This is a genomic window from Pseudomonas sp. X4, from assembly GCF_040784925.1.
In the GTDB taxonomy this organism is placed as follows: Bacteria; Pseudomonadota; Gammaproteobacteria; order Pseudomonadales; family Pseudomonadaceae; genus Aquipseudomonas; species Aquipseudomonas putida_Z.
The window spans coordinates 5,213,374-5,231,012 of record NZ_CP160798.1; the positions used below are offsets into that span (position 1 = coordinate 5,213,374).

Annotated in this window: 13 protein-coding genes; 10 read left to right on the plus strand and 3 right to left on the minus strand. The window is 64.0% G+C overall.

All coding sequences use genetic code 11. The features are described from left to right. Nucleotides 1-2 precede the first annotated feature (2 nt). The gene (locus ABX298_RS23165) at nucleotides 3-1,643 is read left to right on the plus strand and encodes a fatty acid--CoA ligase (protein ID WP_367393701.1); all 1,641 of its coding nucleotides are present in this window, start codon (nucleotides 3-5) and stop codon (nucleotides 1,641-1,643) included. Between the two features lie 485 nt (nucleotides 1,644-2,128). Here the strand turns inward: ABX298_RS23165 and galE are convergent, their stop codons facing one another. The 3 genes from galE to ABX298_RS23180 all read right to left on the minus strand — a co-directional run bounded on the left by galE (nucleotide 2,129) and on the right by ABX298_RS23180 (nucleotide 7,330). Further along, a complete protein-coding gene (gene galE, locus ABX298_RS23170) occupies nucleotides 2,129-3,103 on the minus strand; it encodes a UDP-glucose 4-epimerase GalE (protein ID WP_367393702.1) in 975 nt (324 codons plus the stop codon). A gap of 79 nt (nucleotides 3,104-3,182) precedes the next feature. After that, entirely contained in the window at nucleotides 3,183-5,798 is a 2,616-nt protein-coding gene (locus ABX298_RS23175; protein WP_367393703.1) for a glycosyl hydrolase family 5, read from the minus strand. Between the two features lie 5 nt (nucleotides 5,799-5,803). After that, nucleotides 5,804-7,330 carry an O-antigen ligase family protein gene (locus ABX298_RS23180; RefSeq protein WP_367393704.1) on the minus strand — a complete coding sequence of 509 codons (1,527 nt, stop codon included), beginning with the start codon at nucleotides 7,328-7,330 and terminating at the stop codon, nucleotides 5,804-5,806. A gap of 373 nt (nucleotides 7,331-7,703) precedes the next feature. Between ABX298_RS23180 and ABX298_RS23185 the strand changes: the two genes are divergently transcribed. The 9 genes from ABX298_RS23185 (at nucleotide 7,704) to ABX298_RS23225 (ending at nucleotide 17,632) form a co-directional block, all read left to right on the plus strand. Further along, nucleotides 7,704-9,170, plus strand: coding sequence for an FAD-dependent oxidoreductase (locus ABX298_RS23185; protein WP_075045156.1), 1,467 nt, complete (start codon nucleotides 7,704-7,706; stop codon nucleotides 9,168-9,170). Between the two features lie 55 nt (nucleotides 9,171-9,225). Continuing rightward, the gene (locus ABX298_RS23190) at nucleotides 9,226-10,182 is read left to right on the plus strand and encodes a glycosyltransferase family 2 protein (protein WP_075045157.1); all 957 of its coding nucleotides are present in this window, start codon (nucleotides 9,226-9,228) and stop codon (nucleotides 10,180-10,182) included. 8 nt (nucleotides 10,183-10,190) lie between these two features. Continuing rightward, nucleotides 10,191-10,715 (plus strand): serine O-acetyltransferase, encoded by a 525-nt coding sequence (locus ABX298_RS23195; RefSeq protein ID WP_075045158.1) that lies wholly within the window; start codon nucleotides 10,191-10,193, stop codon nucleotides 10,713-10,715. A 5-nt stretch (nucleotides 10,716-10,720) separates the two neighbouring features. Further along, nucleotides 10,721-11,695 carry a glycosyltransferase gene (locus ABX298_RS23200; protein ID WP_075045159.1) on the plus strand — a complete coding sequence of 325 codons (975 nt, stop codon included), beginning with the start codon at nucleotides 10,721-10,723 and terminating at the stop codon, nucleotides 11,693-11,695. 154 nt (nucleotides 11,696-11,849) lie between these two features. Then, nucleotides 11,850-12,854: a VirK/YbjX family protein gene (locus ABX298_RS23205; RefSeq protein WP_367393705.1), complete on the plus strand. Its 1,005-nt coding sequence runs from the start codon at nucleotides 11,850-11,852 to the stop codon at nucleotides 12,852-12,854. A gap of 60 nt (nucleotides 12,855-12,914) precedes the next feature. Continuing rightward, nucleotides 12,915-14,117, plus strand: a complete 1,203-nt coding sequence (locus ABX298_RS23210) for a glycosyltransferase (protein ID WP_317409713.1) — start codon at nucleotides 12,915-12,917, stop codon at nucleotides 14,115-14,117. After that, a complete protein-coding gene (locus tag ABX298_RS23215; protein WP_317409712.1) occupies nucleotides 14,114-15,301 on the plus strand; it encodes a glycosyltransferase family 2 protein in 1,188 nt (395 codons plus the stop codon). Before ABX298_RS23210 ends, ABX298_RS23215 begins: the two co-directional genes overlap by 4 nt. After that, nucleotides 15,301-16,053, plus strand: a complete 753-nt coding sequence (locus tag ABX298_RS23220) for a WecB/TagA/CpsF family glycosyltransferase (RefSeq protein WP_317409711.1) — start codon at nucleotides 15,301-15,303, stop codon at nucleotides 16,051-16,053. Before ABX298_RS23215 ends, ABX298_RS23220 begins: the two co-directional genes overlap by 1 nt. 157 nt (nucleotides 16,054-16,210) lie before the next feature. Beyond that, a complete protein-coding gene (locus ABX298_RS23225) occupies nucleotides 16,211-17,632 on the plus strand; it encodes an undecaprenyl-phosphate glucose phosphotransferase (protein ID WP_367393706.1) in 1,422 nt (473 codons plus the stop codon). The last annotated feature ends 7 nt before the right edge of the window (nucleotides 17,633-17,639 follow it).

Here is a 17,639-nt window from a genome sequence, read left to right on the forward strand (position 1 = left end):
ACATGATCACCACTCGCGTCATGCCCGCGGCCGAGCAGGCCTACGCCTATCCGCTGCTGATCAAGCGCCTGTTGCTGTCGGGCGTGCGCTACCAGCCCAACCAGGAAATCGTCTACGCCGACAAGCTGCGCTACACCTACACCACGCTGCTCGGACGCATTCAGCGGCTGGCCAATGTGCTGACCGCCGCCGGGGTCAAGCCTGGCGACACCGTGGCCTTGCTCGACTGGGACAGCCACCGGGCGCTGGAGTGCTTCTTTGCCGTGCCGATGCTGGGTGCGGTGCTGCACACGGTGAACGTACGGCTGTCCACCGAGCAGGTGCGCTACACCATGAACCATGCCGAGGACCGCCTGGTCCTGGTACATGACGATTTCCTGCCGTTGATGGCGCAATTGCGCGATGACTTGCCGACGGTGGAGGGTTTCATTCGCCTCGGCGAAGGCGACCCCGCAACGCAAGATGTGCCGCTGCTGGGTGAGTACGAAGCACTGCTGGCGGCTGCCGAGCCGCAATTCGACTTCGCCGATTTCGACGAGCACTCACTGGCCACGCTGTTCTACACCAGCGGTACCACCGGCAACCCCAAGGGCGTGTACTTCAGCCACCGGCAACTGGTGCTGCATACCCTGGTCGAGCAGGGCACCCTGGCTGCCTGCGGCGAGGTGCCGCTACTGCGCAGCGGCGACGTGTACATGCCCATCACGCCGATGTTCCACGTGCATGCCTGGGGCGTGCCCTATGTGGCCACGGCGCTGGGTATCAAGCAGGTCTACCCCGGGCGCTACGAGCCCAACCGCCTGGTGCGGCTGTACCGTGACGAGGGCGTGACGTTCTCTCATTGCGTGCCCACGGTGCTGCAGATGATGCTCGACAGCGAAGAAGGGCGCCGCGCCGACCTGACCGGTTGGAAGATGCTGCTGGGCGGCAGCGCCCTGACCCTGGGCCTGGCGCAGCGTGCCAGCGAGCGCGGCATCAGCGTGCATTGTGGCTACGGCATGTCGGAAAGCTGCCCGCTGCTCAGCATCACCCACCTGAGCGCCGAGCTGCTGGCACTGCCCATGGCGCAACAGCTGCCGCTGCGTATCGATGCCGGCGTGCCGATTGCCCTGGTGGACCTGCGCATCGTCGACGCTGAAGGCATTGATGTGCCCCGTGACGGCGAAAGCCTGGGTGAAATCGTGGTGCGTGCACCGTGGCTGACCCAGGGCTACCTGCATGAACCGGAGCAGGGTGCCGCGTTGTGGCTGGGGGGCTGGATGCATACCGGCGACCTGGCCTGCATCGACCCGGCGGGTGTGGTGCGTATTCGTGACCGGATCAAGGATGTGATCAAGACCGGAGGCGAGTGGGTCAGCTCGGTGGCGCTGGAAAACCTGATCAGCCAGCACCCGGCTGTTGCATCGGTGGCGGTGATCGGCATCCCGGACCCGCAGTGGGGTGAGCAACCGTTGGCCTTGGTAGTCTGTTGTGACGGCATGCAGTTCGACCAGGCGGGATTGGCCGGGCATCTGCAGCCGTATGTTGACAGCGGGCACCTGAACAAATGGGCGATACCACGGCAGTTGCGTTGCGTGGACGAGATCCCCAAGACCAGCGTTGGCAAGATCGACAAGAAGCGGATCCGGCAGGCAGTTCTCTGAATGCTGGCAGGACCGGCTGATGGGCACTTGTGGGAGCCGGCACCGCGGTGGATGGCACCGGCTGCGCCGGTGTTCGCGGCGCGCCCGCTCCTACAGGTACGGCGCATTCCTTCAGCTGATGGGGTCCCTGTGGGAGCGGGTTCACCCGCGAAGCAGGCGACGCGGTGGATGGCACCGGCTGTGCCGGTGTTCGCGGGCGCGCCCGCTCCTACAGGTACAGCGCATTCCTTCAGCTGATGGGGTGCTTGTGGGAGCGGGCATGCTCTCGAAGCAGGCGACGCGGTGGGTGGCACCGGCTGCGCCGGTGTTCGCGGGCGCGCCCGCTCCCACAGGTACAGCGCATTCCTTCGGCTGGTGGGGTCCTTGTGGGAGCGGGCATGCCCGCGAAGCAGGCGACGCGGTGGGTGGCACCGGCTAGGCCGGTGTTCGCGGGCATGCCCACAGGTAGGGCGCATTCCTTCAGCTGGGTAGCGAGCCCCACAATCTCAGCTTTGGCGCTGAGCCCAGGGGTACTGCAACTCCCACTGCCACGCATGCCGCACAATCGATTCCAGTGTGGCAAACTCCGGCCGCCAGCCGAGCATGCGCATGGCCTTGCCGGCATCCGCCACCAACCGGGGCGGGTCGCCCGGGCGGCGGGGGGCATCAAGGGTGCGGATCTGTCGGCCGGTCACCGCCCGGGCCGTATCGATCACCTGCTGCACCGAAAAGCCCAGCCCATTGCCCAGGTTGAACGCGGTTCGCTCGCCACCCGCCAGCAGGTAATGCACCGCCAGCGCATGGGCCGCCGCCAGGTCGGCCACATGTACATAGTCGCGTATGCAGGTACCATCCGGCGTGTCGTAGTCGCGGCCAAATACCGTTACCGCATCACGCCGGCCCGAAGCGGCCTGCAGAATCAACGGAATCAGATGGGTTTCCGGGTCATGGCGCTCTCCCAGCTGGCCTTGCGGGTCTGCGCCGGCTGCGTTGAAGTAACGCAGGCATACCGACTTCAAGCCGTAGGCCCGGTCGAAGTCCTCGAGAATCTGCTCGACCATCCATTTGCTCAACCCGTACGGGTTGATCGGCCCCTTGGCATGCGTTTCGTCGATCGGCACGTACTGCGGGTTGCCGTAAACGGCTGCGCTGGAAGAAAACACTAGGTGTCTGATACCGGCATTCACCATGGCCTGCAGGAGGGAAAGGGTGGCCGAGACATTGTTCTGGTAATACTTGCCGGGCACGCTGACTGACTCGCCCACCTGGATGAACGAGGCAAAGTGGAACACGGCGTCGAAACGGCAAACCCCGAACAGCACATCCAGGGCGGGTTCGTCGGCGATGTCCAGTTTCACCCACTGGACGCCGGGGCCGGGCGATACCAGGTCCGCCACCACCACCTCATGGCCCGCACCGAGCAAGTGCTTGACCATGTGCGAGCCAATGTAGCCTGCGCCACCGACAACCAGAAACTTCATCCATGCCTCCCGGACTCTGCTGTTGTACAGCCGCGCTTTTCAGCTACAGGTCTGTGGTGAGGGTAGATGGCCATATACCCTATTTCAAGAACAGCCAGTTGGACATGTACTTGCCGTCGAACGTGATGCTGTAGTGCCCATCCTGGTAAGCCATCGGCAACGGTTTCAACTGTGCCTGCGCGTCCCGGGCGAACAGTTTCAGGCCAGAAGGCGCCTTGATGCTCAAGGTGCCGGCAAGCGGCTCGACGTTGAACGGCGTCTTGTAATCGGCCTTGGGCACGGCACGGGTACCCAGCGACAGCAGCAGTTCGCGTGACTGGCCCAGGGGCTTGCCGTCCAGGCTTTGCACCACGACGCTGGCATACGGCGTTCGTGCTTGCACCTGGATGGCGCCCAGGCTGATCGAGCGACCTCCCAGCCAGCCGGTGGCAGCCTGGGTCAGCGGTGAGTCGATGGTATAGACGCCCTGTTGCCAGTTGCGCTTGAGCTCGCCCGTGTCGCTGAGCGCTTGCGTGGCGTCGGCTGGCAGCAAGGACTGCCCCGGGTCCCGCAGTACCTGCGCACCGGCAGGGATGGCGGCGGGCTTCAGCCAGGGCAACTCCGGCGTCTGTGGCAGGGCGATCTGCAGTCGGCCCTTTTCCATGGCCGTGCGCAGCAGCGCTGAAGTGCGCGGGGTGATCTCCTGGTTATACAGGGTGGCGGGCGTCGGCGCGAACACATAACGGGTAGTGGCCGGCTTCACGTCCGCGCGGCGATAGAGCAGGGCGGCAGCGGGCAGGGTGGCGATCATCGCCGGGTCGTTGTACGCGTGCCAGTTGTCCGCCGTGCGCCAGCCTGGGTTGAAGGCCTGCTGGCTGTAGGCGTACTGCAGCATGGCGTCCCAGCCCTGGTGGGCGGCGGTGCCGGCCACGTACAGCGGCAGCGAGTGGCGGTCGGGCAGCGGGAAGGGTTCGGCGTTCCACTCGGAGACGGTCAGCGGCTTGCCGACTACCTGGGCGGCGGCGAGCCAGTCGATCATGCCGTCGCTGGTCAACGGGTTCTTCTCCAGTTGGCCATTGGCACCGTAGGCATGGGCATCGATGACATCGCCTGCGGTCAGTGCCGGCAGCGCGCTCAGGCCATTGCCGCCCCAGGTACTGGTGGTGGCAATCGGTACTTTCACGCCGAGGCCGCGCAGGTGGCTGATCATGTCGGCGTTGAAGCGCTGTTCCAGGTCGTTGAGAAACAGCTTCGAAGGGCCATGCTCCCAGGCGCGCCAGGTGAGGTCGGTGGGCAGGTCGTATTGTTTGGCGAAGGCTTTGGCCGCTTCCATGTAGCGCTCGCTGTGGTGCGGCACATTCTTGTTCGGCATCAGGGCGTTGCCATAATGCTGGGTGAGGTCGTTCTCATTGGTGAGCAATACGGCAGCGATGGCCGGGTCGTCCTTGTAGGCCAGGCCGGTGTATTCGTTCACATGGGTCAGGTACTGCTCGGCAAAGCGTTTCATCGCTTGTTGGATACTGCGGTTCACATAGGCGTAACCCTTCAGGTCGACGTGGTTCTCGCCCTTGGCCAGTTCCTTGAAGTCATCGATGTTGTCATTGACGGTAAGCGCCCGCTGCACGTGCAGGTCCAGCCAGATGTAGATGCCCTCGTCCTTGAGCACCTTGATCCACAGGTCCAGCTTGCGCAGCGATTCGGCACTGAGCTGCTGGGTATCGCGCACCAGGGTGCCGTCGCCAAACACGTTCGGGCTGACCCAGGGCGAGTCGTGGTGGTGCAAACGCACCAGGTTGAAACCCAGTGCCGACAGGCGTTTGGCCTGTTGGCGGATTTCTTCGTCGGGGCTCTTGAATAGCGAGTAGGCGGACAGGTTGGTGCCCCAGAAGCGCACCGGGGTGTTGTTTTCGAACATCAATTGCTCGCCAACGGCCTTGACGAAGCCATGCTTGCCGGCAGGCTTTTCCGCGGCGTTGAGGAATGACAGGTCCACTGGCGAGGTGCGCCAGTCCAGTTGGTCGTCGGGCCAACCGGCGGGGTCGGCCAGGCCGAAGCGTTCGCTGGGGGTGGGTCCCAGGTCGATGTCGCCAGTGATGTCCAGCACCGCCTTGATCTGCTGCCGACCGGCGTTGATCGGGTCGCTGTAGATGAATGCACGCAGTTCGGACGGGTTGCCGCGCTCGAAATACACCTTGGTCAGCGGCGGGTCGAAGCGCATTTCGATGCGCCGGCCCTGGTCAGCCTTGCCCCACGACCAGCCACGGTTGCCGGGCAGCAGCTGCGGGGCGCCCATCTCGCCAGCAATTTGCGCAGGGTCGAACTCGAACACCATGCCGCCGCCCATCACCCCGGCCTGGCGGCTGTGGGCGTCGAGGTCGAAGGCCCAGCTCAGGGTTTGCGCCTGCTCCTTGCGGATATCCGCCGTGAGGTCGAAGTCCAGCTCCTTGTTCTTGCCCTGCAGCGTGTAATGGTAGGGGCCTTTGACCTTGAACGTGGTGGAGAAACCGGTCCAGCTCCAGTTGGCTGCCCAGAAGTCGAACTTGGCTTTCATCACCGGCCCACCGCCGCGGGTCACCATGGGCAGGCCGTTCTGTTCATCGACACTGACTTGCCACGCCGATGCCCAGCCGGTGAGCGGCAGCAAGGCCAGGCCGGCAATGGCCGAAACACGCAGCAGGGTTTGAAAACCCCGGCTGCGCAGGGGGAACAGGCTCATAAGTGTCACCTTGGTTGAAGGCCGGGGTCGGCCAGCGCGATGGCCTGGCTGTTGTGCAGCCTGCGGACCATCTGGATGTAGGCCACGCCCAGCCCGGCGACAGTCCAGTACACCACCGGGATGAAGGTGATGCTGCTGACGGTGAAGATGATCACCAGGATGCCGATCAGTGTCGCCAGCAATGCCCGGCCGAGCTGGCGTTGTTCGTCGTCCTTGTCGGGGAAACTGCGCATGGCCTTGCGGATACCGTGCAGTACGGCGGCGAAGAACGCCACGAACAGGCCAAGCCCGACCAGCCCTACCCGCAGCGCCAGGTTGATGTAGGTGTTGACGATGTCGATGATGCCTTCACCCTGGATCATCGATTGCATTTCCGGGGTGTTGCGGAAGTCGAACGAGCCGAACAGCGGGTTGCGCTGGATGACGATCCACGAGTTGTCCATCAGCCTTGCGCGGTAGGTGATGTTCTCTTTATCGAGGTTGCCAATGAACGGCAGCATGTCCAGTACCTTGTCGCCACCGGGCACGATGGTCAGCAAGGGCAGGGCCAGCACGCCGGCCGCGGCGAGCAGCGCCAGGCGCCTGACCGCACCTTTGCCCAGGGCGATGAACACCACCACGATGACCACGGCGCCGATCCACGGGCCACGGGACAGTGGCGCGAACAGCCCGGCGGCCAGCAGCAGGGCGCCCAGCGCCCGCTGCAGGGGGCGGCGCACGTAACCCTGGACGAACAGGAACAGGCCGATGGCCACGCTCATCACATAGCCCAGGGCAATCGCCTGCCCGGTGGTGACGCTGGCGCGCAGCGAACCGCCACGGCTCAGGTAGCCGGACATGCTCCACGGCACACCCATGGCGTCGACCAGGGCGCTGTACAGCAGCCAGTGGCGCACGTACTCGGCCACGCCGATCAGGGCCAGGACGAAGGAGGCAAGCACGAAGGCCAGCAGGGTGTCCTTGAAGTCGCTGATCTGGCGCAGGCCACGGCTGGCCACGTAATACGGCAGTAGCACGTCGACATACAGGTACAGCGTCTGGCGCAGGGTGTCGGTCAGGGTGGTTTCGCGCAGGTACAGCACGCTCATCAGCAGCAGGCCGGCCGCCAACAGCCTGTCGGGCCAGGTGCGGCCGAAGCGCAGGGTGTCGCCTTGCCGGCACAGGGCCAGTGCCGCCGGCAGCAGCACGCACAGGGTCAGCAGGCGGATATGGTTGAGGTCGACCAGGTAATTGACCACGCCAAACCCGGGCACCTGTACCGAAGCCGGCGGGACCAGGAACAGCAGCATGTAGAACAGCGCCATGGGGTTGTGTTCGCGGCGCCCGGCGATGTACAGGATGACGGCGCCAGCACCCAGGTACAGCCAGAAGCTGTGCGAGAAGAAGGCCAGCAGGGTAAGCAGGAACCACAGGTTGCGCCGGCGTTTGAAGTCGCTGAGCGGGATCAGGTCGGTGGCAGGCCGCCGCGCCAGCAGGAAGACCACGCTCGCCAGAAACAGGATGACGATCAACGCACGAAAATGTTCAGGCATTGGCTATGTGCACCTTTGCGTCGGTGGGCAACGGCTAGCATCGTGGCTGATTGAAACTATAGTGACCTTTTAGCCAATCGGTCAGAGATCGACGCCATGCCGTCGATTGTGACGCTGGCCCCGGGGACTGGCGGTAATGCGGCTTGTCGGGTAAATCTTTCAAAGGTGCAGGTCACTGTGTCATGGGGAAGCTTACTTTTTGTACTGCGCAAACGGGTCGTAGAGGATTTCTTCAGAGTTGCGTGTTGCTGGGGGTTGGTGGTTTGGTGTTCGCTGCTACGCCCGCCGCCGCCAGCCAACCTGCCGGCAGGCCCGGGTTCGTGGTGATCAACGGCTGGGTATTGCCGTCTCGCTACTTCCGGAACGAACACCCATGATCAAGGATTATCAGCAGCAGAAGGCCCTGCGCGACAGTTACGATGTCTGCATCATCGGTGCCGGCCCCGCGGGCATCACTCTGGGGCTGCGCCTGGCTGCAGCCGGCTGGAGCGTACTGCTTGCCGAAGGTGGCGGGCGTGAATATTCGGCGAACTCGCAAGCCTTGTACGCCTGTGCATCCACTGGCCTGGAGCTGTACGCCGGGGAAGCCCGCCTGCGTTATCTGGGCGGCACCTCCAACCATTGGGCCGGCCGTTGCCGGCCGTTCAGCCCCTCGGATTTCGCCGTTCCCCCTATTGGCGACCTGCCTGGCTGGCCCATTCCCTATTCGGAGATAGCAGGCTACCTGCCTGCTGCCATGGATATCGTCGACCTGCCGCCCGGGTCGGATTTTCACGCGTTGAATGCTGGCCTCGACGGCGGAGAATTCGAGCCAGACCGCTTTCTGCTCAGCCCGCCCACGCGTTTTGCGCAAAAGTACGGCACGGCCCTGGAACAGACCCAAGGCCTGGACGTGTTCATCAACTGCAATTGCGTGAACCTGGAGTTCGACCAGGCCTCCGGCCACCTGGCCGCAGTCGTACTGTCCGATTACGCGTGCAATCGCCAGCGCCTGGTTGCGAGAAACTTCGTGCTGGCCACCGGTGCCATCGAGAATGCCCGGCAACTGCTCAACAGCGAGTCGTTGCTGGCGGCGGGGGTCGTGAGCAAGGACGGGCTGGTCGGCCGGTGTTTCATGGAGCATCTGAATATTGACCTTGGCACTTTCATCCTCAAGTCGGGGCTGGCCCCCGAGCCGCGCGAGTACTACACCACCGATGCCTTCGTTGACGAATACAAGGCAGGTAAAGGCAATGTCAGGGCCGCCTTGCTGGCCGATGTACAAACCTATGGTCGTACTGCCGAGGTGAAGCATTTTCTGGAGAACCTGGCCTGCGACATGGGGGTCGCCAGCAAGATCGCCTTCGTGACCAAGTTCAGTTGCCCCGGTGACGGTGTCATCAGCACCATGATCGAGCAGTTCCCCAACCTGCGCAGCCGCATTTCGCTGCTGGACGAGAGGGACGCACTGGGCGTGGCCAAGGTCAATGTCAACTGGGCCCTGAGCGCTGATGACCGGCACACCATCAAGTGCATTGGCAGCGAACTGGCCAAGCAGTGGGCGGACATGAACCTGGGGTTCATCAAGCTCAATGACTTCGTTTATGACACCTCGATACCGCTGAAGCTGTCGCCACATGCCCACCACATGGGTACCACGCGCATGGCGTCGTCGGCGCAGTTCGGTGTTGTCGATACCAACTGCAGGGTGTTCGGTACCGAAAACCTTTACATCGCCGGCAGCAGCATCTTTGCCACGGGCGGTGCCTCCAACCCGACCATGCCGCTGCTGCAGTTTGCGGTACGCCTGGCCGACCACCTCGATGCCAGGATGAGCGCGGCCAGGGAAGCCGTGGTGTGACGAATGTTGTGCTGATGCTGCAAAGGCGCGGGGACTTCTTCGAGGGATGGCAACAATGGCTAGCAAACCTGTGGACGTCATGGTGGTCAACTTCAACACGGCCAGGTTGCTGCAGCCGATGTTCGATGCGCTGCGCCGGGCCGACAGCGAACGGCTGGCCAGCTACCTGGTGGTGGACAATGCCTCGGTCGATGACTCGCTGCAGCGCATGGCCGAGGTGTGCCCGCAGGCGCTGCTGCTGAGCAACAGGCAGAACGTGGGGTTCGGCCGAGCCAACAACCAGCTGCTGGCGCACCTGAAGGGCAAGTACGCCTTGCTGCTGAACACCGATGCTTTCGTCGCCGCCGACTCCCTGCAGAAAACCCTCGACTACATGGAAGCCCACCCGGAGTGCGGGGTGCTGGGGGTGCGCCTGGAGGGCCGCGACGGCGACCTGCAGCCCAGTTGCCGCTACTTCCCCACACCGCTCAACGTGTTCGTCGGGCGTACCGGGCTGGGGCGCTTGTTCCCCGGCCTGAAGATGGTCGACGAAATGAACTGGGACCACGCTTCGGTCCGCGAGTGCGACTGGCTGCCTGGCTGCTTCTACCTGGTGCGCCGCGAAGTGCTCGACCAGGTGGGCCTGTTCGACCCGCGCTACTTTCTTTATTACGAAGAGGTCGACCACTGCAAGCGGGTGAAGGCGGCCGGCTGGAAGGTGGTGTTCTACCCGCATACCACGGTGGTGCACATCGGTGGGGAAAGCTCCAGATCGGTGGCCGAACTTGAGGCGGCCAGCCGGCAGATTTCGTCATACCAGATCGAAAGCGAGCTGCTGTACTTCCGCAAGCATCACGGGCTGGCGGGCCTGGCCCTGCACATGCTGCTGGTCACCTTGGGCGACCTGGTGCTGGCACTCAAGGCGCTGTTGAAACGACGCGGCCGGGGCGCGATACAGGCCTGCTGGCGTCACTGCCGGGCGACCTGGTCTCTGTTGTTGAAGACCCGGTACGCCAGCCAACCGACAAGGTAGGTGGAGCCATGTTCGAGAATATTCGTGCCGACCTGCGTGCCCACGGTGGCGACTGGGGCGCCCAGGGCTTCTGGGTACTGCTGGTGTACCGCTTCGGCCGCTGGCGCTATGGGGTGCGCCCGGCACTGCTGCGCAAGCTGTTTTCGCTCATCTACAAGGTCCTGTTCAAGTTCGTGCAGATCATCACGGGTGTGGAGTTGCCGTGCGAGGTGGTGATCGGCCGCAACTTCGTCATCGACCATTTCGGCGGCATCGTCATCAGCGGCTATGCCCGCTTTGGCGATGACTGCCGCATCCGCAATGGGGTGGTGGTGGGCCTGAAGAACGTCGACGAGCCGATTGCACCGGTGTTCGGCAACAACGTCGATATCGGCACCGGGGCCAAGGTGCTGGGTAGCATCCGTATCGGCAACGACGTGATCATTGGCGCCAATGCCGTTGTGCTGGTGGATGTGCCGGACAATTCGCTGGCGGTTGGGGTGCCGGCCATCATCAAGGCCAGGCAACCGGCCGCCACGGCGCCCGTCGAGTGAGGCCCATGGCGAGCGGGATCGGTGTGGTGGTGATTGGCCGCAACGAAGGCCAGCGCCTGGAGCGCTGCCTGCGTTCGCTGCAGGGGACGGACAAGGTCATGTACGTCGATTCGGGCTCCACCGATGGTTCACCGCACTTGGCCCGCAGCTTGGGGGTAGAGGTACTGGCGCTGGACCTGGGCACCCCGTTTACTGCCGCGCGCGCCCGTAACGAAGGCTTTTTCGCCTTGCAGCGGCGGCTGCCGTCGATGCAACTGGTGCAGTTCGTCGATGGCGATTGCGAGGTGGATAGCGGCTGGCTGCCCGCGGCGCAGGCGTTTCTCGACGACCATCCCGACGTGGCAGTGGTGTGTGGCCGCCGTCGCGAGCGCTTCCCGCAGCGGTCGGTGTACAACCTGTTGTGCGACCTGGAGTGGGACACCCCCATCGGCGAGGCCAAGGCCTGCGGTGGCGATGCCCTGATGCGGGTAGATGCGTTCGCCGCGGTCGGCGGCTTTCGCCCCGAGCTGATCGCCGGAGAAGAACCCGAACTGTGCGTGCGCCTGCGGGCAAAGGGCTGGAAAGTCTGGCGCCTGGACGCCGAGATGACCCTGCACGACGCCGCCATGACCCGTTTCAGCCAATGGTGGCGGCGTAGCCTGCGTGCTGGCCACGCCTATGCCGAAGGGGCCTACCTGCATGGTCAGCCGCCCGAGCGGCACTGGCTACGCGAATCGCGCCGGGCCTGGCTGTGGGGCCTGGGCATTCCCGTGGTGACCGTGCTGGCCTGCCTGCTGCTGGGCGGCTGGAGCCTGCTGTTGCTGCTGGTCTACCCGCTGCAGGCCGTACGCCTGGCCCGGCGTGGTGGCAAGTCGGTGCGGGAGAACTGGCTACAGGCGGTGTTCCTGGTATTGGGCAAGTTCCCGGAAATGCTCGGGCAACTGAAGTTCTTGCGCCACCGCATCGCGGCCGGCAAATCGACGTTGATCGAGTACAAGTGACGAGGAGTCCGCTTACCCTGTGGGAGCGGCTTTAGCCGCGAAGAATCCAACGCGGTGCATGACACCGGCTGCGCCGGTGTTCGCGGCTAAAGCCGCTCCTACATGGCTCCTGCTAATTCAATAAGTTACGTGCAGCTCTATGAGAAAGAGGCCCATGATGCTCGGCACGATCGTGAAAAGCGTGTTTACCTTGCACCCCGGCTACTCGTTGCGGGCGCTGAACAACAAGCGCAAGTTGACGCTGCAGATTGCCAGGCAATGGCCTGAGCTGAATGCGTTCCTGCGGCGCATGACGGCGACGCTGGGCCCGCAAGGTTTGCAGCGGCTGGGGGTGGATTGCATCGGTGTCGTGCAGTGGCCTTACCTCAGCAAATGCTGGGAAGCCCCGCAGCGCCTGGAGGTGCTGGCTTCGCACTTCGAAGTGCTTGCCGGGCAGTTTCCGGCGCTGTTGCTGCTGGGGCGGGACGAAAGCCTGACGCTGTGCGAGCTGTCCAGCCATTCGCCGGGCTGCCGCCTGGTGCTGGACCGGCCGATCTGGTTCAAGCGCGAAGGCGAGTTGGTATTGAACCTGTTCCAGGGCGACCTGCGCGTGGCATCCCTGGCGTTCAGCCTGTGCCGCAGCCAGGGCGAGCTTTGCCTGTTCATCGGTGCCGTGCAGGGCATCCACAAGGGTGTCGACAGCGAAACCTCATTGGCCATTTACCGCGACCTGACCAAGGACTTCGAAGGGTTGCGCCCGCGCAGCCTGCTGCTCGAGGCATTGAAGTGCCTGGCCAGGACCCTGGGCGTGGCGCACCTGTATGCCGTCAGTGACGCCTGCCGCCACCATCGGCACGCGTATTTCGGCAACGACAAAGGCCAGGACATGGCGGCCAATTATGACGTGATCTGGCTGGAGCACGGCGCTACTGCGTCGAACCATGCGGATTTCTTCGCCCTCCCGCTGGCCGCGGTACAGCGGGCGGAACAGGACATCCCGGCGAAGAAGCGGGCGATGTACCGCCGCCGCCAGGCGTTGCTCGACGATGTTTTCACCCGCTTGCAGGCCAGGTTGCCAGGCAGCGGTCACAACCTTGGACTACAAGGGAAACAGGAGGATGCACCTGACGAGGTGGCATCGGCGGGGCGCCGGCCGCCGGTAATCGACAGCCTGAAGTAACGGCCGGCCCTGCCACGGCAGGCCTGAAGGTTCATTACGCGGGTCTTGATCTGGATTCCTATGCGCATTGCTTATTTCATTAACCAGTACCCGAAGGTCAGCCACAGTTTCATCCGCCGCGAGATCCTGGCGCTGGAGCGCCAGGGGGTAGAGGTGCAGCGTATTGCCCTGCGCGGGTGGGACGCCGAGTTGCAGGATGCCGAGGACTCGAGCGAACAGGCCAGGACCCGCTATGTGCTGCAACGTGGCATCAAGGGCTTGCTGGCACCGTCCTGGCAAGTGCTGCGTGCACAGCCGCGCCGGTTCTTCCAGGCGCTTTGGCTGGCCATGCGCCTTGGCCTGCGGGCCGACCGCGCCTGGCCCTACCACCTGGTCTACCTGGCCGAGGCCTGCCAGGTGCTGCAGTGGTTGCAGGCTGGCGAGGCAAAACATGTGCATGCGCATTTCGGCACCAATTCCACCGAGGTGGTGATGCTGGCCAACGTGCTGGGCGGGCCAGCCTACAGCTTTACCGTGCACGGGCCGGAAGAGTTCGACAAACCGCAGTTCCTGCACATGGGCGAGAAGGTGCGGCGTGCCGCATTTGTCGCGGCGGTCAGCTCGTACGGGCGCAGCCAGTTGTTTCGCTGGGTGGCACACGACCACTGGGCCAAGGTGAAGGTGGTGCATTGCGGCCTCGAGCGCAGCTTCCATGAGGTGGCGCCGGTCGGCGTGCCCACGGCGCCACGCCTGGTGTGCGTCGGCCGCCTGTGCGAACAGAAAGGCCAGCTGCTGTTGCTCGAGGCCGCGCGGGTACTGGCCGCCCGGTCGGTCGCCTTCGAGCTGGTGCTGGCCGGCGACGGTGAAATGCGTGGGCAGATCGAGGCGTTGATTGCCCGGCACGGCTTGCAGCAGCAGGTGCGCATCACCGGCTGGCTCAGCAGCGCACAGGTGCGCGAGGAAATCCTTGCGGCGCGTGCACTGGTGCTGCCCAGCTTTGCCGAGGGGTTGCCGGTGGTGATCATGGAAGCCATGGCCTTGCGCCGGCCAGTGCTGACCACCTATGTGGCAGGCATTCCCGAGCTGGTGCGGCCGGGCGAGAACGGCTGGTTGTTCCCTGCCGGCGCCGTGGACGAGCTGGCGGCGGCCATGGCCGACTGCCTGGCGCAACCTGCCGAAGCGCTGCAGCGCATGGGCGAGGCAGCCCGCCAGCGTGTGCTGCAACGGCATGACATCGATACCGAAGCGGCCAGGCTGGCCAGCTATTTCAAGGCATCCGCATGATGAATGTATTGGCTTGGTTACTGGGCACGCTGGCGGCCATCGCCTTGTTGCCGGTGCTGCTGCTGTTGGTGCAGGTGCTGATGGCTTGCCTGCCAGCGCGCGCGCAGCCGTTGGGCAACAACGCTCGTCCGCAGGTGGCCGTGCTGGTGCCAGCCCATGACGAGGCTTCGCTGATCGGTGCCACGCTGGCGAGCATTGCCCCGCAGTTGCGGCCTGGCGACCGCTTGCTGGTGGTGGCGGACAACTGCACTGACGACACTGCGCAACTGGCGCGCGAGGCCGGTGCCGAAGTGGTGGAGCGCCGCGATGCGCGGTTGCGCGGCAAAGGCTACGCCCTGGACTTTGGCGTGCGCCACCTGGCCAGCCAGCCGCCCGAGGTGGTGATCGTGGTGGATGCCGACTGCCAGGTGGGCGAGGGGGCGATCGAGCACCTGGCACGGCGCTACCGCGAGGTCGCTCGCCCGGTGCAGGCGCTGTACCTGATGCACGCACCGGCAGGGGCCGGGCTGGCAGTGCAGGTTGCCGAGTTCGCCTGGCGGGTCAAGAACCTGGTGCGCCCGCGTGGTTGGGCACGGTTGGGCCTGCCTTGCCAGTTGATGGGCGCCGGCATGGCGTTCGGCTGGCGTGACCTGGCCTTGATCGACCTGGCCAACGGGCATCTGGTGGAGGATGTGAAACTGGGTCTGGACCTGTGCCAGCAGGGCAAGCCGCCAGTGTTCTGCCCCGAGGCCGTGGTCAGCAGCCGGTTCCCTGCCAGCCAGCAAGGCCTGGGTAGCCAGCGCACCCGCTGGGAGCATGGGCACCTGAGCCTGATGCTGGCCGATGCGCCCAGGCGTGCGCTAGCCGCAGTCACCCAGCGTAACGGCAGCTTGCTGGCCATGACCCTGGACCTGCTGGTGCCGCCCCTGGCGTTGCTGGTGCTGAGCCTGCTCGGGCTCAACCTGGTGGCCTGGCTGGCGTACCTGCTGTTCGGCCTGGCGGCACCTGCCTGGATCGCCCTTTGCGCGTTTGCATTGCTCGGCCTTGCCGTCGCACTGGCCTGGGCGCGCTTCTGTCGCGAATTGATCCCGTTTTCCGTGCTGCTGTACGCGCCGTTTTACGCCGCAAGAAAGGCCCCGTTGTATCTGCGGTTCCTGATCAAGCGCCAGGTTGAATGGGTACGTTCAAAACGGGATGAAGGCTGATGGCTGAGTGGCAGAAACGCTGGAGCACCCTCGTCGGCAAGCTCGAAGTGGTGGCGGATGCCACTGCCGCGCAGCGCCTGCTGGACAGGCTGAGCGCCCCGGAAGCCGCGACCGTGCTGGGCTTCGTCAATGCCCATGCAATGAACCTGGTGGTTCACGATGGCGCCTGCCACCAGGCATTGTCGGTGGCCGACGTGCTGCTGCGCGACGGGTCCGGCATGGCGATCCTGTATCGCCGGCTGGGGCTTGAACCGGGGCTCAACATGAATGGTACCGACTTCATTCCTCGGCTCCTGGCTGCCTACCGTGGGCGGCGGGTCGCGTTCTGGGGCACCCGGCAACCTTACCTGGACCAGGCCGTGCAGCGCAGCGCAGCTATGTTCGGGGTGGTGCCGGTGTCGGTCCACGATGGCTTTGCCAGCGTCGATACCTACCTGCAACTGGCCAGGGAGCAACAACCGGAGCTGATCGTGCTGGGCATGGGCATGCCCAGGCAGGAGGTTGTGGCGGCAAGGCTGGCAGCAACTGGCGGGCCGCGCCTGATCGTGTGCGGCGGCGCGATCCTGGACTTTCTCGGCGGCAAGGTCAGCCGGGCGCCCGAGTGGCTGCGGCGGTTGGGCGGGGAGTGGCTGTACCGGCTGTTGCGCGAGCCGAAGCGTTTGTTCATGCGTTATGTGGTGGGCAACCCGTTGTTCCTGCTGCGTACGTTGCTGTACCGCCGCGACGGAGGGGCGGCCAGACACCCCGTATGAGCGGCACAATCCGCGCACACTGATGGCGGGTGGCTGCTACAGTGAGATCAATGGGTTGGGGCTGCAGGATTTCGCTTCACGGGCTTTGCATGAGCCGTTGTCAAGTCTTGCTGGTTTGTGGAATGCACTTGCTGCACGCAAATTGATGAGGTCTGAAATGGTTCTAGAGCCCAGAAGCAGTCGGTCCTTGTTGCAGAGAAGAAGCAGCGTAAGTAACGCCATTCAGGCCGGCCTAGATGGGATTGCAGTCACCGGTATCGCCTGGTACCTGATTTACGACAAGTTTGGCTACATCACCTCCGATTACGTGATCATGCTGCTGTTGCTGGTGGGGGCCTTGGCAGTCATCTACGATCACTATGCGATATACCGTACCAACGTTGGCCTTTCCATCAAGGCTTTCCGGCTGTTCAAGGCTTGGTCGGTAACCTTTTGCTTTCTGGTAGTCATGGCTTTCCTGGCCAAACAGAGCGAAACCTATTCGCGGCTGCTGGTCGTGCAGTTGTTCATCATTGGCTACATCGCCCAGTTGTTCCTGCACTTTGCCGTGCGCGAATTGCAAAAGCGCTTCACCGCCCATGCCCGCCTGGACAACGCCCTGATCATTGGCGCCGGTGACCTGGCCAACTTCCTGTACCAGAAAATCAGCAACAACCCCTGGTTCGGTGAGCGTGTGCTGGGTTGCGTGCTGATCGACAGCGCCGATGAGCCCGGGCGCGAAAGCGCCGACGGCAAGCAGCGCATGCCGGTACTCGGGCATGTTGCCGAGCTTGACGATATCGTGGCTCGCCACGGCATCCGCACGGTGTACCTGGTGACCCCACTGGGTGGTTCCGAGGTCATCAATGATGTGTATTTCAAGTTGCTCGACAAGTGCATTGCGGTGAACTGGGTGCCGGATATCTTCTCGTTGCGCCTGATCAACCACAGCGTGCGGGAAATTGCCGGCATTCCCGTGCTGACCTTGTCGGAAACACCGCTGACGGGCATGAGCCTGTTCCTGAAGAACCTCGAGGACAGGGTGTTGGCGGCGCTGATCCTGCTGCTGGCATCGCCGGTGTTGCTGGCCGTTGCGCTGGCCATCAAGCTCGATAGCCGCGGCCCGGTGTTCTTCCGCCAGGAACGCACCGGCTGGACCGGGGAAGCGTTCCGCATCTGGAAGTTCAGGAGCATGCATGTCCATCAGCCGGAAGATGGCGTGGTGAAGCAGGCGCAGAGGAACGACCCGAGGCTGACCCGGGTCGGCGCCTTCATCCGCCGCACCAGCCTGGATGAACTGCCGCAGTTGTTCAATGTGCTGACCGGGGAGATGTCGCTCGTAGGGCCGCGGCCGCATGCCTTGCAGCATGACACGCTGTATTCACAGGACATCGTCGACTACTTTGCCCGCCACAATATCAAGCCTGGCATGACCGGCCTGGCGCAGGTGCGTGGGTTCAGGGGCGAGACCAGGGATATCGAGCAGATGATCCAGCGGGTGGACTCGGACATCGAGTACATCAACAACTGGTCGCTGTGGCTGGATTTCGTGATTCTGGTGCGCACGTTGAATGCGTTTACCGGCAAGCAGGCCTACTGACGCACAA

Coding starts and splice junctions, on each gene's coding strand:
- ABX298_RS23215 (WP_317409712.1), top strand. CDS start 14,114: ATGATGAATGTATTGGCTTGGTTACTGGGCACGCTGGCGGCCATCGCC.
- galE (WP_367393702.1), bottom strand. CDS start 3,103: ATGAAGTTTCTGGTTGTCGGTGGCGCAGGCTACATTGGCTCGCACATG.
- ABX298_RS23205 (WP_367393705.1), top strand. CDS start 11,850: ATGATGCTCGGCACGATCGTGAAAAGCGTGTTTACCTTGCACCCCGGC.
- ABX298_RS23175 (WP_367393703.1), bottom strand. CDS start 5,798: ATGAGCCTGTTCCCCCTGCGCAGCCGGGGTTTTCAAACCCTGCTGCGT.
- ABX298_RS23185 (WP_075045156.1), top strand. CDS start 7,704: ATGATCAAGGATTATCAGCAGCAGAAGGCCCTGCGCGACAGTTACGAT.
- ABX298_RS23165 (WP_367393701.1), top strand. CDS start 3: ATGATCACCACTCGCGTCATGCCCGCGGCCGAGCAGGCCTACGCCTAT.
- ABX298_RS23190 (WP_075045157.1), top strand. CDS start 9,226: ATGGCTAGCAAACCTGTGGACGTCATGGTGGTCAACTTCAACACGGCC.
- ABX298_RS23180 (WP_367393704.1), bottom strand. CDS start 7,330: ATGCCTGAACATTTTCGTGCGTTGATCGTCATCCTGTTTCTGGCGAGC.
- ABX298_RS23210 (WP_317409713.1), top strand. CDS start 12,915: ATGCGCATTGCTTATTTCATTAACCAGTACCCGAAGGTCAGCCACAGT.
- ABX298_RS23220 (WP_317409711.1), top strand. CDS start 15,301: ATGGCTGAGTGGCAGAAACGCTGGAGCACCCTCGTCGGCAAGCTCGAA.
- ABX298_RS23195 (WP_075045158.1), top strand. CDS start 10,191: ATGTTCGAGAATATTCGTGCCGACCTGCGTGCCCACGGTGGCGACTGG.
- ABX298_RS23200 (WP_075045159.1), top strand. CDS start 10,721: ATGGCGAGCGGGATCGGTGTGGTGGTGATTGGCCGCAACGAAGGCCAG.
- ABX298_RS23225 (WP_367393706.1), top strand. CDS start 16,211: ATGGTTCTAGAGCCCAGAAGCAGTCGGTCCTTGTTGCAGAGAAGAAGC.